This window comes from Phreatobacter sp., from assembly GCF_052440005.1.
In the GTDB taxonomy this organism is placed as follows: Bacteria; Pseudomonadota; Alphaproteobacteria; order Rhizobiales; family Phreatobacteraceae; genus Phreatobacter.
The window spans coordinates 1-13,830 of record NZ_JBQVQL010000066.1 but is presented as its reverse complement, the minus strand read 5'-3'; the positions used below and the strand labels follow the sequence as shown (position 1 = coordinate 13,830).

General features: G+C 68.2%; 14 protein-coding genes, 1 tRNA gene and 1 pseudogene. 4 read left to right on the top strand and 12 right to left on the bottom strand.

What is annotated here, in order from left to right; genetic code table 11:
• Nucleotide 1: 1 nt before the first annotated feature.
• Nucleotides 2–331: an AtuA-related protein gene (locus ACT6XY_RS15960; protein WP_444749314.1), complete on the top strand. Its 330-nt coding sequence runs from the start codon at nt 2–4 to the stop codon at nt 329–331.
• A 141-nt stretch (nt 332–472) separates the two neighbouring features.
• Nucleotides 473–940 carry an Lrp/AsnC family transcriptional regulator gene (locus ACT6XY_RS15955; RefSeq protein ID WP_444749313.1) on the top strand — a complete coding sequence of 156 codons (468 nt, stop codon included), beginning with the start codon at nt 473–475 and terminating at the stop codon, nt 938–940.
• A 15-nt stretch (nt 941–955) separates the two neighbouring features.
• On the opposite strand, the gene ACT6XY_RS15950 is transcribed toward ACT6XY_RS15955, so the two are convergent.
• The 11 genes from ACT6XY_RS15950 to ACT6XY_RS15900 form a co-directional block, all read right to left on the bottom strand.
• Entirely contained in the window at nt 956–1,702 is a 747-nt protein-coding gene (locus ACT6XY_RS15950) for an SDR family oxidoreductase (RefSeq protein WP_444749312.1), read from the bottom strand.
• Nucleotides 1,702–3,213 (bottom strand): class I adenylate-forming enzyme family protein, encoded by a 1,512-nt coding sequence (locus ACT6XY_RS15945; RefSeq protein WP_444749311.1) that lies wholly within the window; start codon nt 3,211–3,213, stop codon nt 1,702–1,704. Before ACT6XY_RS15945 ends, ACT6XY_RS15950 begins: the two co-directional genes overlap by 1 nt.
• Before the next feature lie 49 nt (nt 3,214–3,262).
• The gene (locus ACT6XY_RS15940; RefSeq protein WP_444749310.1) at nt 3,263–4,105 is read right to left on the bottom strand and encodes an ABC transporter permease; all 843 of its coding nucleotides are present in this window, start codon (nt 4,103–4,105) and stop codon (nt 3,263–3,265) included.
• 18 nt (nt 4,106–4,123) lie between these two features.
• Nucleotides 4,124–5,092 (bottom strand): ABC transporter permease, encoded by a 969-nt coding sequence (locus ACT6XY_RS15935; protein ID WP_444749309.1) that lies wholly within the window; start codon nt 5,090–5,092, stop codon nt 4,124–4,126.
• Between the two features lie 14 nt (nt 5,093–5,106).
• Nucleotides 5,107–6,711: an ABC transporter substrate-binding protein gene (locus ACT6XY_RS15930; protein WP_444749308.1), complete on the bottom strand. Its 1,605-nt coding sequence runs from the start codon at nt 6,709–6,711 to the stop codon at nt 5,107–5,109.
• Between the two features lie 75 nt (nt 6,712–6,786).
• Nucleotides 6,787–7,218, bottom strand: coding sequence for a PaaI family thioesterase (locus tag ACT6XY_RS15925; RefSeq protein WP_444749307.1), 432 nt, complete (start codon nt 7,216–7,218; stop codon nt 6,787–6,789).
• Nucleotides 7,215–8,228 (bottom strand): quinone oxidoreductase family protein, encoded by a 1,014-nt coding sequence (locus ACT6XY_RS15920; protein ID WP_444749306.1) that lies wholly within the window; start codon nt 8,226–8,228, stop codon nt 7,215–7,217. Before ACT6XY_RS15920 ends, ACT6XY_RS15925 begins: the two co-directional genes overlap by 4 nt.
• Before the next feature lie 52 nt (nt 8,229–8,280).
• Nucleotides 8,281–9,129, bottom strand: coding sequence for a VOC family protein (locus ACT6XY_RS15915; protein ID WP_444749305.1), 849 nt, complete (start codon nt 9,127–9,129; stop codon nt 8,281–8,283).
• A 33-nt stretch (nt 9,130–9,162) separates the two neighbouring features.
• Nucleotides 9,163–9,882: an aspartate/glutamate racemase family protein gene (locus tag ACT6XY_RS15910; RefSeq protein WP_444749304.1), complete on the bottom strand. Its 720-nt coding sequence runs from the start codon at nt 9,880–9,882 to the stop codon at nt 9,163–9,165.
• A 440-nt stretch (nt 9,883–10,322) separates the two neighbouring features.
• A tRNA-Glu gene (locus tag ACT6XY_RS15905) sits at nt 10,323–10,398 on the bottom strand.
• A 103-nt stretch (nt 10,399–10,501) separates the two neighbouring features.
• On the bottom strand, nt 10,502–10,849 hold the full coding sequence (locus ACT6XY_RS15900) for a hypothetical protein (RefSeq protein ID WP_444749303.1): 348 nt from the start codon (nt 10,847–10,849) through the stop codon (nt 10,502–10,504).
• A gap of 41 nt (nt 10,850–10,890) precedes the next feature.
• Between ACT6XY_RS15900 and ACT6XY_RS15895 the strand changes: the two genes are divergently transcribed.
• Complete coding sequence (locus ACT6XY_RS15895; RefSeq protein ID WP_444749302.1) at nt 10,891–11,868, top strand: RluA family pseudouridine synthase; 978 nt, start codon at nt 10,891–10,893, stop codon at nt 11,866–11,868.
• Nucleotides 11,869–12,214: 346 nt separating this feature from the next.
• Complete coding sequence (rpoH, locus tag ACT6XY_RS15890; RefSeq protein ID WP_444749301.1) at nt 12,215–13,123, top strand: RNA polymerase sigma factor RpoH; 909 nt, start codon at nt 12,215–12,217, stop codon at nt 13,121–13,123.
• A gap of 84 nt (nt 13,124–13,207) precedes the next feature.
• On the opposite strand, the pseudogene ACT6XY_RS15885 reads toward rpoH, so the two are convergent.
• Nucleotides 13,208–13,830 (bottom strand): annotated as a pseudogene (locus ACT6XY_RS15885) (hypothetical protein); the annotation flags it as partial.

The window sequence follows — 13,830 nt, the reverse complement described above, 5'->3', positions numbered from 1 at the left end:
CATGAAGCTGCGCGACATCGCTCACTCCCGCACTGGCGACAAGGGCAACGTCTCGACGATTTCGGTCATCGCCCATCGCGAGGCCGACTATCCCGTCCTCGTCAGCCATGTCACCGCCGCGCGCGTGGCGTCTCTCTTCGCGGGCATCGGCGCCGGCTCCGTCACCCGCTACGAACTGCCGCTGGTCGGGGCGCTGAACTTCGTCGTCACAGGCAGCCTCGGCGGCGGGGTCACCCGCTCGCTCGCCCTCGACGCGCACGGCAAGGGGCTGAGCTCGGCCCTGCTCGATATGGACCTTCCCCCGTCGTCCGGGCCCGACGGCACGGTCTGAAGGCAGGCCGCCCGCGGCGGAAAGGTGCGCCGCCGGCACCCGGCACCGGCAGGGCGGCAGGCATGTCGCCGTGAGACATGTCATGGCACCACCCTTGCGTAGGACGAGCCATCCGTTCCTCCGGCGCGATGGTTCATGCAAATGGATGCTATCGATTGCAAGATTCTGGACATTCTGCAGGCTGATGCCACTCAACCCATCGCCGCCATCGCCGAGCGGGTGGCGCTCAGCCCCACGCCCTGCTGGCGGCGCATCAAGAAGATGGAGGAGGACGGCGTCATCCGGAAGCGCGTCGTCCTCATCGACCGGCGCAAGGCCAACGTGCCGATGAGCATCTTCGTCGGGGTCAAGGCGCCGCGGCACGCGATGGAATGGCTCGACGCCTTCCGGCGGCTCGTCTCGACCACGCAGGAGATCGTCGAGGCCTGGCGGCTGACGGGAGAGACCGACTATCTGCTGCGCATCGTCGTGCCCGACGTCGAGACCTACGACGCGGTCTACAAGCGCCTGATTTCCAGCCTCGAATTCTCCGACCTCAGCTCGTCCGTGGCCATGGAGGAAATGAAGTACACGACCGCCGTGCCAACGACCTACGTCGTGCGCAAGTGAGGCCGGAGGCGTCCCTCAGAGCCGCTGGCCGCCGCTCGCGTCGATGACCTGGCCGGTGATCCAGCGGCCGCCGTCGGAGGCGAGCAGGCCGACGATATCGGCGATGTCCTCGGGCTGGCCGACCCGGCCGAGCGCCACCGTCTGGGCGATCTGCGCGGCGATGACGGGATCGCGCGCCCGTTCGTTCATGTCGGTGGCGGTGGCGCCGGGGGAGACGGCGTTGACCGTGATCCCCCGCCTGCCGAGCTCGACGGCGAGGATCTTCGTCAGCGCCTCCAGCCCGGCTTTCGCCGGCGCATAGACGGCCATGGCGGGATAGACGGCGCGCGTGCCCATCGAGGAGATGTTGATGACGCGCCCGCCGTCGCGCAGGTTCGGCAGCAGGCCCTGGACGATGAAGAACGGCGCCCGCAGGTTCACGCCGATGACCAGGTCGAAGTCGGCACGGGATGCCTCGCCGAAGGTCAGCTTGGGGCTGATCCCCGCATTGTTGACGAGGATATCGACGGCGCGGGAGCCGAGCCCCGCCACCAGGGCGTCGATCCCGTCCGGCGCGCCGAGGTCGGCCTGGAGCGCGAAGGCGCGGCCACCGGCACCAGCGATCGCCGCGACCACGGCAGCCGCCGCTTCCGCGCCGGCATTGTAGTGCACCGCCACCTCGGCACCGTCCGCGGCGAGCCGCAGCGCGATGGCGCGGCCGATGCCCCGGCTGGCGCCGGTGACGACGGCGAGCTTGCCTGAAAGTCCTGCCCCGGCGCCCATCAGATCGACCAGCCCTTGGCGCTTTCCAGCTGCCGGGCGCGCTCGATCAGCGCCTTCCTGTCGATCTTATTGGTCCCCGCCCAGGGCAGGTCGGAGACGAACTCGATCCGGCGCGGATGCTGGTAGGCGGGGCCGTTGTCGATGGTGAAGCGCTTGACGGCATCGACGTCGATGGACCCATCGTGCCGCCTGACGATGAAGGCGACGGGCACCTGGCCGCGCTCCTCGTCGGGCAGCGGCACGACGGCCGCCTGCTGAATCTGCGGGTGGCGCTCGAGCAGCTTCTCCACCTCGCCCGGATAGATGTTCTCGCCGGAGCAGACGAACATGTCGTCGGCCCGGCCGACGAAGTAGTAGAAGCCGGCCTCGTCGCGCCGGAATACGTCGCCCGAGCGGTACCAGCCCTCGTCCAGGACCTCGCGGCTCTTGCCCGGCAGGTTGAGGTAGCCCGGCATGACCGCCGGATTGCGCATCAGCAGCACGCCCTCGTTCGCGTCCGGCCCGTCGACGAGCTTCACCTCGGCGGTGGCGAGCGGATAGCCGACGGAAAGCGGCGGGGTCTCGATCCCGCCCGGATGGGGTCCGAACACCGCAGGGCCCGCCTCGGTGGTGCCAAAGCCGTTGGCGACCGGCACCTTGAACAGGTCCTTCAGCTTCTCGATCAGGGCGAGCGTCACCGGGGCGGAGCCCATGCGCACCCGGCGCAGCGCCGAGAAGTCGCGCCCCGCCAGAGCCTCGGTGTCCTTGGCGACGCGCGCCAGCATGGTGGGCACCGCCATCAGGTTGGTGACGCGGTAGCGCTCCAGCGCGTCGATATAGGCGCGCGTCTCGAAGCCCGGCATGTAGATGAGTTGGTTGTTGGTGGCGAAGCCGACCTTGCTCTGGAACAAGCCGTTCATGTGGAAGAGCGGCTGGGCGATGAGGGTGCGCTCCGCTTCGCGCTCGACGGCGGCGGTCGCCTGTTCCAGCGCCCAGAGCTGGCCGAAATGGGTCAGGGGAACGCCCTTCGGCCGGCCGGTCGAGCCGGAGGTATAGAGGATCTGCCCGGTCTCCTCGGGCTCCACCCGCACCGTCTCGAAATCCCCAGGCGCGATGCGGGCGGCAAAGCCCTCCGGGCCGGCGTCGTCGAAGTCGACCAAGGGCACGCCGGCCGGGACCATGGACCGGCGGGGACCGTCGGTGAAGGCGATGACGATCTTCGAATCGTCGAAGACGTAGTCGATCGTGTCCTGCGCGAGCTTGGTGTTGATCGGCACGGCGACGAAGCCGGCGCGCATGATGCCGAAATAGGCGGCGATGTACTCGGCCCGGTTCAGCGCCATGATCGCCACGGCGGCCCCGCGCGCGAGCCCGCGATCGGTGAGAAACCGCGCGACGCCGTTGGCGAGGCGGTCGATGTCGCGGTGGGTGTAGCTGCGCGGCGTCGCCGGCTCGCGCAGGTCCACCACGGCCACCTTCTCCATGTCGAGCGAGCGGTCGACGAGATCACCCAGGTTGTTCCAGCGCGGCATGGCGCCCTCCTCATCTCATGCGTCGTTCAGGCCCGGCGGCGCCGGGGGATCAGCCTTCGTTCAGTTTCGGATTGAGGGCGTCGTTCAGCCCGTCGCCGACGAGATTCAGCGCCAGCACGGTCGCCATGATGGCGATGCCGGGGACGGCGCAGATGTACCAGGAACTGCGGATCAGCGTACGGCCGTCGCCGATGAGACCACCCCAGCTGGCGACGTTGGGATCGCCGAGACCGAGGAACGACACCGCGGACTCGAACAGGATGGCGCTGGCGACCACCAGCGAGGAGAGGATGATGACCGGGGGCAGCGCGTTGGGCAGGATCTGCCGGACCATGATGCTCAAGTCGCGCATGCCGATGGCGCGGCAGGCCTGGACGAATTCCCGGTCGCGGAGCGACAGGAACTCCGCCCGCGTCAGCCGTGCGATCGGCGTCCAGGTGACGATGCCGACCGCGATGGTGATGTTGGTGATGGTCTGGCCGAGGATCGAGACGATCGTCAGCACGAAGATGATGTTCGGGATGGTCTGGAACAGCTCGGCGACGCGCATGAACACCTCGTCCACCCAGCCGCCGAAATAGGCGGCGGTGGAGCCGACGGTGATGCCGATCAGGCTCGCGGTCAGGCTGGCGAAGATGCCGATCATCAGCGTCGTGCGGGCGCCGTGGGCGATCATGGCGGCGATGTCGCGGCCGAGCGAGTCGGTGCCGAGGGGAAAGCGCGGGTTGACGAAGGGCCAGATTTCCGGCCGGCCGACGATGCGCAGCGGATTGCGCGGGAACCACACCGGCGCCATGGCGGCCACCACCACGACGGCCACGATCACCATGAGGCCGAGCAGCGCCGCCCTGTTGCGCGCGAACTTCCGGGCGAAGGTCCAGAAGGTGAGCATGAAGGGTTTGTCTCCGGCTTAGCGGGCGCTGATGCGCGGATCGAGCTTGAAATAGGCGATGTCGACCGCCGCATTGGCGACGGCGACCACCACCGACGACATGACGAGCACGCCGAGCACGACCGGGTAATTGCGGCTCATGACGCTATCGAGCATGAGGCTGCCGATGCCCGGCCAGCTGAAGACGGTCTCGATGACGACGCTGCCGCCCAGCACCGTGCCGAGCTGCAGGCCGAGCAGCGTGACGACCGGCAGCAGCGCATTGCGAAGCACGTGGACGACCACGACCTGGAAGCCCGGGAGCCCCTTGGAGCGGGCGGTGCGCACGAAGTCGGACTTGTAGACCTCGAGCATCGAGGCGCGCATCACCCGCGCGTAGGTCGCCGCATAGAACAGGCCGAGCGACACCGCCGGCAGCAGCAGGTGGCGGGCGATGTCGAAGGTCGCCGCGATGGCGCCGAACTCCGTTCCGACCGTCCGCATGCCGCCCACCGGCAGCCAGCCGAGCTTCACCGAGAACAGGATGGTGAGCATGATGCCGAGCCAGAAGGTCGGCGCGGCGAAGAAGAAGACGGCGACGAGGGAGATGAGGTTGTCCCAGATCGTGTTGACCTTGACCGCCGCGACGACGCCGGCCACCACGCCGACGAGGAGGGCGACGGCGATCGCCGCCAGCATGAGCAGGGCGGTCGCCGGCAGGTGCTGCATGATCACCGTCAGCACCGGGGCGTTCTGGCGGTAGCTGTAGCCGAAATCCAGCGTCACCACCGACCAGATGTACTTCAGGAGCTGCACCGCCGCCGGCTGGTCCATGCCGTAGAGGATGCGCATCCGCTCGATCATGGCGGGATCGCTGATCTGCTGCTCGGCGGTCATCACGTCGAGGAAGCTGCCCGGCGCAAGCTGGATCAGCCCGAAGTTCATGATGATGACGCCCAGGATCAGGGGAATGATCTGGACGAGCCGTCGGAACAGGATGCGCAGCATCGACCCGGCTCCCGTCAGCGGTCGAGCCAGATATGCGCCCAGCTCTCGCCGAGCACGTCGGCATAGTCGGCCGCGACCTTGACGTCCGAGCGGGCGACGGTGGCCGAGACGATCTCGACGAGCGAGGTCACCGGCGCCTCCGTGGCGACGATCAGCTGGAACTCCCGCGCCAGCGCCTGCCGCTTCTTCGGGTCGGTCTCGACCAGGTACTGGTCGACCAGCTTGTCGAGAGCCGGGTTGGAATAGCGGCTGGCGTTGCGGAAGGCGGCGCCCTTCACGATGCCCGACGTCGTGTAGGACTGCGTCCATTGCGGCGCCAGCTCGAGCGGGCCCGAATTGTTCGAGATCGCCATGTCGAACTCGTAGTCGGTGTAGATCCGCTTCAGCGAGGTGGCGCGGTCGGGGATCGCGAGGTCCACCTTGATGCCGATGTCCTCATAGGCCTGGCGCAGATACTGCCCCGCCTTGACGTTCTCCTCGAACCAGCCGGCCGAGACGATGTTCATGGTGAAGCGGCTGCCGTTCCGGATCGGATAGCCGGCGGCGTCGAGCAGCTTGCCCGCCTTGTCGGGGTCGAAGGAATAGGTCGGCAGGTCCTTGAAGTAGAACAGCGAGTTGCTGCTGGGAATGTGGCCCGTCGCCGGCCTGGCGCGGCCGAAATAGATCGTGTCGGAGATGAACTCACGGTCGACGGCATGGAGCAGGGCCCGCCGCACGTCGGCGCGCTTGAAGATCTCGCGCTGGGTGTTGAAATAGGTGGTCAGAGCCCAGGCGGTGTTCTTGTAGCCCTCGGTCACCGCGGTGAAGCGGCGGGTGTCGACGAGACGCTTCACGTCTGGTGCGGGGATCGGGTTGAAGACCGCGAAATCGAGCTGCCCGGCCTCGAAGGCAGCGGACCTGGACGCCGGGTCGCGCCACCAGCGGATGACGAGTTTGTCCACGTAGGGGAGCTGGGGGTCCCAGTAGGTCTCGTTGCGGACATACTCGACGTGGCTGCCGCGCACCCATTCCCGCACCTTGAACGGGCCGGTGCCGATCGGCAGGTTGTTCGCCGGGTTGGTCATCATTTCCTTGCCGGCATAGATGTGCCTGGGGATGGTGACCGTGCGCCCGGCGAGGATCGACTTCAGGAAGAAGTCGGGGACCGTGGCGTTGAACTTCAGGACCACCGTCTCCTTGTCGACGGCTTCCGCCGAGACGAGCGCGTTCAGCGCGCCTCCCGAGGAGATCGGCTTCCAGTACTCCATGGCGTTGAAGACGACGTCCTCGGCGGTGAAGTCGACGCCATCGTGCCATTTGACGTTGGGCCTGAGCTTGATCGTGTAGCTGCGGAAGTCCGCGGCCGGCGTCACCGACAGCGCCAGAACGGGACGGAACTGCAGGTCCTCGTCCAGCCGGATCAGGCGTTCCAGCACCTTGGTCGAGGTCATGTTGGGGCTCGATCCGCCGCCCGGCGGGACGAAGAGCGCCTGCGGCTCGAAGCCGCCCCAGCTGCCGACCAGCGTGCCGCCGCGCTTCGGCGTCCGGGTGGCCTGTCCGGAGGCGGTTCCGCCGAGGGCGGAGGTCAGGGCCAGGCCTGCGGCACCGGCCAGAAGATCGCGTCGCGAAATCGTATCCATCACGTCACCCCGTCAGTGTTCGCAATTCCAGGTGCCGGCCGACGGCCGGCACGTCCCGATCGATCGTCCGTCCCGCTATTTTGTCGTTTGTGTCGAATAGGTTGCCCGGCCGATGGCGAGCAGCGCGCCGCGCTCGTCGAAGACGTCGACGTCGGAGACGCCGACGCTGCGGCCATTGCGGCGGACCTTCGCCTTCACGATCAGCGCCGTGTTGACTGCCGGGCGCAGGTAGTCGACCCGGAAGTTGATGGTCGGCAGCCCCTGCCCGATCAGCATGACGAGGGCGAAGTCGCCCACCGTGTCGATGACCGAGGCGAGCGGGCCGCCGTGCCACTGGCCGGTGCCGCCGCCGCGCTCGAATTCGGGGCGGAACGGCGCTCGGACGGTGATCTCCTCGTTGGCCGGATCGGCCTCGACGATCTTCAGGCCCATGAAGGCGATGAAGGGCGAGGCGTCGAACTTCGCCTGCATCTGCGCGGCGGTGAGCGGAAGCGTCGGGGTGCTCATGGCGTCACCACGACCTTGCCGATGACCTTGCGGTCCTCGATCACGGCGAGGGCGTCGGCCGCCTTCTCCAGCGGGAAGGTCCGGTCGATCACCGCCTTGAGCTTGCCGGAGCCGACCAGATCGAACAGCGTCTCGATGTCGGCGCGGGCCCAGCCGTTGGAGCCGAGGATCTTCAGCTCGAAGGTCCAGATGAAGCGGATGTCCTCCGTCGGGTCGAAGCCGGCGGTCGCGCCGCAGGTCAGGAGACGGCCGCCGACCTTCAGCACCTTCAGCGACTTCACCCAGGTCTCGCCGCCGGTGTAGTTGACGACGACGTCGACGCCCTGGCTGTTGTCGCTGCCGCGACGGGTGAGCTTCCCGTGGCGGGCGTAGATGGCCTTCTGGAAGTCCTCCTCGGTGTAGAGGATGATCTCGTCGGCGCCGATCTCCTTCAGCCTCTCGCCCTTCTCGACGCTGCCGGCGGCCGCGATGACATAGGCGCCCGCGAGCTTGGCGAGCTGGACGCAGCAGACGCCGACGCCGCCGCTGGCGCCGAGCACCAGCACCTTCTCGCCGGCCTTCACATGGCCGTTGGTCGTCATCATGCGCAGGGCGGTGCCATAGGCGACCGGCAGCGCTGCCGCCTGTTCGAACGACACGTTGGCGGGGATCTTGACCAGCTGGTGCGCACGGGCGCGGCAGAACTCCGCGAGGCCGCCATTGACGGTCTCACCCATCAGGCCGCCCTCGACCCGGTTGATCGGATCGACCAGCACACGGTCGCCGACCTTCCAGTCGGTGACGCCGGGGCCGACCTCGACGATCTCGCCGGCGACGTCGAGGCCGATGATCACCGGCAGCGGGATCTTGATGCCGGGCATGCCGCGGCGCGTGAAGACGTCGTGATAGTTGAGCGAGCTCGCCTTCACCCGCAGGACCACGTCGCCTTCGCCGGCGACGGGGGTCGGAAAGTCGCCCTCGAAGACCAGCTTCTCGGGGCCGCCATGCTCGCGGAGCACCATTGCACGCATCGGATCGAAACTCCCTCTGTGCCGTCCGACCCCAGGGGTCGGGGCGGTCGGTTCAAGTGAAAGCGATAGCCACTCCGGCCGCATCGATGTGCGATACGACCAGTTCGTCATCCGTCTTGGACTCGTATGCAATTCCGTTGCCGTTCAGGACGGCGCGGGTTTTGGCCAGCGAGGACGTGGCGATGGTGAGGGCGGCCATGCGGTCGGCCCCATCGATGGGACCCGGCGCGGCGCGCCCGAAACGGGCGGTGATCGCGGCGGCGGAGAGGATTTCAACGGTGGCCTTGCCCGCCTGGAAGGCGAAGCCGCCGTCAACCGGACCCAGGATGTCCGGCCCGAAGATGCGGTCGTAGAGCCGGGCAGTGGCGGCAGGATCTGCGGCGGCGATGACATACCCGACGATCGCCGCGGCGCCGTTCGGGTGGACCTGCCATTCCGGCCGCCAGACCAGGTCCGGCGTGAAGTGGTGGCAGAAGAACGTGCGCCCGTTGGCGACCAGTTCGCGGGCGATGCGGATGACGCGAAAGCGGGCCTCCTTCGATCCCTCCGCAAGCTCCACCGGGCGGGTGAACTCGCCGGGCGGCTCGAAGGCCACTTGGCGCTCCTCGAGCCTCCGGCGGACCGCTTCCGGGTCGAGCGCCTTGAAGACGAGGCCGGTCAGCCCCGGCGGGTGCAGCCAGAGGTCGGGGCGGCTGCTCTCGCCGCCGGGCGGATAGCCCAGCAGTTCGAGGTAGTTCTCCTCGAAGATGGCGAGGTGATTGATGGTCCCGAGGGAATGGTAGCCGCGCGGCGTCAGCTGGAAGCCGAGGCGGCGGTAGGCCTCGGCGGCGCGGTCCATGTCGCCGAGGACGTTGACGACGACATGATCGAGGATCGGCTGGAGGGTCGTGACGGCGGACATCGGGGGGTGCCTCTGGTCAATCGGTGCGGCGGCTCACGCCGCCCGCGGCAGGGGGGCCTCGCCGAGGAGGGAGAAGGCGACCGCCGCATCGGCGTGGAGCAGGGTGGAATCGAAGACGGGCAGGTCGACGTCCTGGGGCCCGATCAGGAGCCCGATCTCCGTGCAGCCGAGGATGACGCTGTCCGCCCCCGCGAGGCGCCCCCGCTCGATGATGTCGAGGTAGCTCTGGCGCGAGGTCCCGAGGATGCGGCCGCAGCACAGCTCGTCGAAGATGATGTCGTGGACAGTGGTGCGGTCGTCGGCGTCGGGCACCAAGGGGGACAGGCCGAACTCGCGCCGCATGCGGGCGAGGTAGAAGTCCTGCTCCATGGTGTAGCGGGTGGCCAGCAGCAGCGGCCGGCACGCGCCTGCCTCCAGAAGCGCCCGTGCCGTCACGTCGACGATGTTGAGGAGGGGGATGTCGACCGCGCCCTGGACCTCATCCGCCAGCTTGTGCATCGTGTTGGTGCAGATCAGCACGCAGGCGGCTCCCGCCGCCTGCAGCGACCTGGCGATCCCGGCCAGACGCTCGGCCGCCGCTTCCCAGTTGCCCTGCTTCTGCAGCGCCACGATCGCGTCGAAGTCGACCGACCGCAGCAGGATGTCCGCCGAATGCAGCCCGCCCAGTCGATCGCGAACCTGCTCGTTAAGCCGGCGGTAGTACACCGCACTACTTTCCCAACTCATGCCACCAATCAGGCCTATAGTTCGCATCGCTGCAACTATCCATCAACAGAGCCAAGATCATGGATCGGACGCGTATCCGAAACCAATGATGCGACGGCCTCATTGCATTGATAGTGCTTATTTCATGTTTATGCGGCCCGTTCTTGCAGGTCCATTCCTTAGATTTCGCGGAAATTGGAATTTTAATCTAATAATTATGCTTGCACATAACATTGTCATCTTATTGCCTACTTGGAGGGCAAGTGGGCAGCGATTGGGCCCGGGTCGCAGCGCGATACACCGGGGGTGGAAAGCACGGGAAAGTCGGGAGTTGGCCGCACCGCGCAAGCGGGAGAGGCGCCTTGAACGGCGGCTCGATGGGCGAGGAATGCGGGCGGCCGGCGGGCGCGTACGACCGGTCCGGCACGACACAGCGCACGGGTCTTCCCGCGCGGAGCGCAGGACTGCCTGATTTTCCTGAGGAAAACTGGCGCTCCCTAGGGGACTCGAACCCCTGTTTTCGCCGTGAGAGGGCGACGTCCTAGACCGCTAGACGAAGGGAGCGGACCGCTGCTTGCGCGGCGGAGGGCGCTTCTTAATCGCAAAGCCGCCGGCGGGTCAAGCGCTCCTGCGGCGGGTCGGCGTGGATAATCGCGGAGCGCAGGCCTCAGGGCCGCGGCACCTGCGGGCCGCCGAGGGTGATCCGGTGGGTTTCCTTCAGGCTGCGGAGGTCGTAGATGACGACGAGGGCGCCGTCGTCGCGCTGGTAGGTGACGGTGAGGCTCCGGTCGGCAGCGACAGCCGAGACCACCCGCCCCGCCTCGGCAGGGACGGCCCCGGACAGGAGCGGCCCGGCGGGCGGGACCGTCATCAGGCGGTAGACGATGACGGCCAGCACGCTGCCGACGCCGAGGATCATGACCAGGAACGAGATCACCGAGATGCGGCGGACGCGGGCGACGACGGCCTCGCTGGCGGCCTCGTTGGGATCGGTCTCGGGAGCTGTGCTGGTCATCGGTCGCCGCGGCTGAGGGAAACGGGAAGGACGGGATGGGGATGGAGACGCCAGCCGGGGCGGAAGTGGAGGCCGACGTCGCGCGCGAGCGGTTGGACCGCCTTCTGGCGCGCCGCCTCGCCGACCTGTCGCGCTCGCGCCTGAAGGCTCTCATCGAGGCCGGACACGTCCGGATCGGCGGGCGGACCATGACGGATGCGGGCCACAGGGTCAATCTGGGCGACCGGATCAGCGTCGCCGTGCCGGAACCGGAGGACCCCACCCCGACGGGCGAGGACATCCCGCTCGTCGTCGTCTTCGAGGACGAGCACCTGATCGTCGTCGACAAGCCCGCCGGCCTCGTCGTCCACCCCGGCGCCGGCAACTGGACCGGCACCCTCGTCAACGCCCTCATCGCCCATTGCGGCGACACCCTGTCGGGGATCGGCGGCGTGCGCCGGCCAGGCATCGTCCATCGCCTGGACAAGGACACGAGCGGGCTGCTGGTGGTCGCCAAGACCGACCGCGCGCACGCGGCGCTGAGCGCGCAGTTCGCCGACCACGGGCGCACGGGCCCGCTCGAGCGCGCCTATGTGGCGCTTGCCTGGGGCACGCCCGCGCGCGCGAGCTTCACCGTCGACGCCCCCCTCGACCGCGACCCGCACGCGCGCGAGAAGATCGCCGTCCGTACCTCCGGCCGCCACGCGATCACCCACGTCAACGTGGAGGACACCTTCACCGGCGGCCTCGTGTCGCAGGTCCGCTGCCGCCTCGAGACCGGCCGCACCCACCAGATCCGCGTCCACATGGCCCATGCCGGCCACCCGCTGCTCGGCGACGAGACCTATGGCCGCGGCTTCCGCACCAAGGCCGGCAAGCTCGGCGAGCCGGCCCGCGCCGCCCTCGACGCCCTCGGCCGCCAGGCACTGCACGCCGCCGTCCTCGGCTTCGCTCATCCGGCCACCGGCGAGACGATGCGCTTCGAAAGCCCCCTCCCCGCCGACCTCGCGGCGCTGGTGGCGGCGCTCCGCCTCGCCTGATCCGGGGCAGGAACCCTGCCGTGCCAGACGGGTTACGATAGGGGCGTGCCCGGGTCCGGTCGGAGCGGGCCTGAAAATTTCACGCCATCGTGTAACGACACGACGCATGGATCTCGTATCATTCTCGTCAGTGGAGGGCCGGCCCCCTGCTTGCGCCAACGCAAAGATGCAGCTGGTTTCTTCCGATCGTGGCAGGCATTTGTCAACGTTCCGCCATGATTGTTGCACAGGATGACATTCGATCACGGGGCGGCTGACGCTGCCGGATCAACGGGCCGCCCGGGCTTCGGGGTGGGCGGCTCGGGGCTTGCCGGATGGTCCGGGAGCCAAAGAGAAGGAGGGCCTCATGGCTCACGCTGCGTCTCTTCCCATCCTCTCCGCCGAGGCGGGGCTTTCGCGGTATCTCGACGAGATCCGCAAGTTCCCCATGCTTCAGCCGCAGGAGGAGTACATGCTCGCCAAGCGCTGGCGCGAACACGGCGACAGCAAGGCGGCTCACAGGCTCGTCACCTCCCACCTCAGGCTGGTCGCCAAGATCGCCATGGGCTATCGCGGCTACGGCCTGCCGATCGGTGAGGTCGTCTCCGAGGGCAATGTCGGCCTCATGCAGGCGGTCAAGCGGTTCGAGCCCGACAAGGGCTTCCGCCTCGCCACCTATGCCATGTGGTGGATCAAGGCCTCGATCCAGGAATACATCCTGCGCTCCTGGTCGCTCGTGAAGATGGGCACCACGGCCAATCAGAAGAAGCTGTTCTTCAACCTGCGCAAGGCCAAGAGCTCCATCTCGGCGCTCGAGGACGGCGATCTCAGGCCCGACCAGGTCGAGGTCATCGCCACCAAGCTCGGCGTCGAGAAGCAGGACGTCATCGACATGAACCGCCGGCTCGGCGGCGACGCCTCGCTCAACGCCCCGGTCCGCGAGGACGGCGACGGCGAGTGGCAGGACTGGCTGGCCGATGATTCCGACAGCCAGGAGGCCGTGCTCGCCCGCGAGGAGGAGACCGACAACCGTCGGCTCGCCCTCACCCGCGCGCTCGGCGTACTGAACGAGCGCGAGCGCATCATTTTCGAGGAGCGTCGCCTGAAGGACGACCCGATTACGCTGGAGGAACTCGCCGAGCGCTTCGGCGTCTCCCGCGAGCGCGTCCGTCAGATCGAGGTGCGCGCCTTCGAGAAGGTGCAGGACGCCGTGGTGAAGTCGATCCGCGAGATCGAGCGCCCCGCGGCCCAGCCGGCCCAGATCGCCGCCCGCTGACGCAAGCGGCAATTCGACATGCAAAGGGAGGCCGCGAGGCCTCCCTTTTTTGTCTGCTATAGCCGGGGCGGGACGTGAGGACGCCTACTGCCCCCAGGCCTGCATGGCCTCTTCAAAAGCCCGGTCACCGGCCGGCCCCTTCTCGACCGTCAGGATGGCACGGCGGCCCGAGTCGTAGCGCATCGGGATGTCGAAGAAGGGCCGCGTCTTCAGCGCCTGGATGTTGGTGTTCCGGTCCATGTCGAAGCCCGACAGGCCGATGAAGAAGAAGCCGTTGGTGACGCGCACCGCCTGGCCCACAAGCGGCACGCCGCGCGCCTGCTCCGACACCTTCATCAGCACGCCCGGCACTTCGGCGACGCCGCCGAACTGGAAGTCGCGCGGCAGGGCGTAGAGCACCTCGATCGTGTGGCTCGCCGGCAGCGTCTGGTCGAGGTTACGGCGGATGGTGATGGTCACCGTCATGCGCCGCTCGGGGATGGACACCTCACCGAGCAGGGCGAGATCGGGCGGCTGGCCCGGACCGACGCTCACCGTCTGCGTGCGCCAGACCACCGAGCCCTGCATGAGCGTGCCGGCCGCGTTGCCGGGCGTCTCCTCGAACAGGGCGGCGCGCTGGGCCTGGCCGGCCGGAACCGGCGCGGCCGGAGGGGGCGCTACGGGTGGCGCGGCGACGACGGGGGGCGGCGCGGCGGGTGCTGCAGGAG

Bases quoted from the DNA above. Each gene is read 5' to 3' on its own strand.
- ACT6XY_RS15960 (WP_444749314.1), top strand. From the start codon at position 2: ATGAAGCTGCGCGACATCGCTCACTCCCGCACTGGCGACAAGGGCAAC.
- ACT6XY_RS15955 (WP_444749313.1), top strand. From the start codon at position 473: ATGGATGCTATCGATTGCAAGATTCTGGACATTCTGCAGGCTGATGCC.
- ACT6XY_RS15950 (WP_444749312.1), bottom strand. From the start codon at position 1,702: ATGGGCGCCGGGGCAGGACTTTCAGGCAAGCTCGCCGTCGTCACCGGC.
- ACT6XY_RS15945 (WP_444749311.1), bottom strand. From the start codon at position 3,213: ATGCCGCGCTGGAACAACCTGGGTGATCTCGTCGACCGCTCGCTCGAC.
- ACT6XY_RS15940 (WP_444749310.1), bottom strand. From the start codon at position 4,105: ATGCTCACCTTCTGGACCTTCGCCCGGAAGTTCGCGCGCAACAGGGCG.
- ACT6XY_RS15935 (WP_444749309.1), bottom strand. From the start codon at position 5,092: ATGCTGCGCATCCTGTTCCGACGGCTCGTCCAGATCATTCCCCTGATC.
- ACT6XY_RS15930 (WP_444749308.1), bottom strand. From the start codon at position 6,711: ATGGATACGATTTCGCGACGCGATCTTCTGGCCGGTGCCGCAGGCCTG.
- ACT6XY_RS15925 (WP_444749307.1), bottom strand. From the start codon at position 7,218: ATGAGCACCCCGACGCTTCCGCTCACCGCCGCGCAGATGCAGGCGAAG.
- ACT6XY_RS15920 (WP_444749306.1), bottom strand. From the start codon at position 8,228: ATGCGTGCAATGGTGCTCCGCGAGCATGGCGGCCCCGAGAAGCTGGTC.
- ACT6XY_RS15915 (WP_444749305.1), bottom strand. From the start codon at position 9,129: ATGTCCGCCGTCACGACCCTCCAGCCGATCCTCGATCATGTCGTCGTC.
- ACT6XY_RS15910 (WP_444749304.1), bottom strand. From the start codon at position 9,882: ATGCGAACTATAGGCCTGATTGGTGGCATGAGTTGGGAAAGTAGTGCG.
- ACT6XY_RS15900 (WP_444749303.1), bottom strand. From the start codon at position 10,849: ATGACCAGCACAGCTCCCGAGACCGATCCCAACGAGGCCGCCAGCGAG.
- ACT6XY_RS15895 (WP_444749302.1), top strand. From the start codon at position 10,891: ATGGAGACGCCAGCCGGGGCGGAAGTGGAGGCCGACGTCGCGCGCGAG.
- rpoH (WP_444749301.1), top strand. From the start codon at position 12,215: ATGGCTCACGCTGCGTCTCTTCCCATCCTCTCCGCCGAGGCGGGGCTT.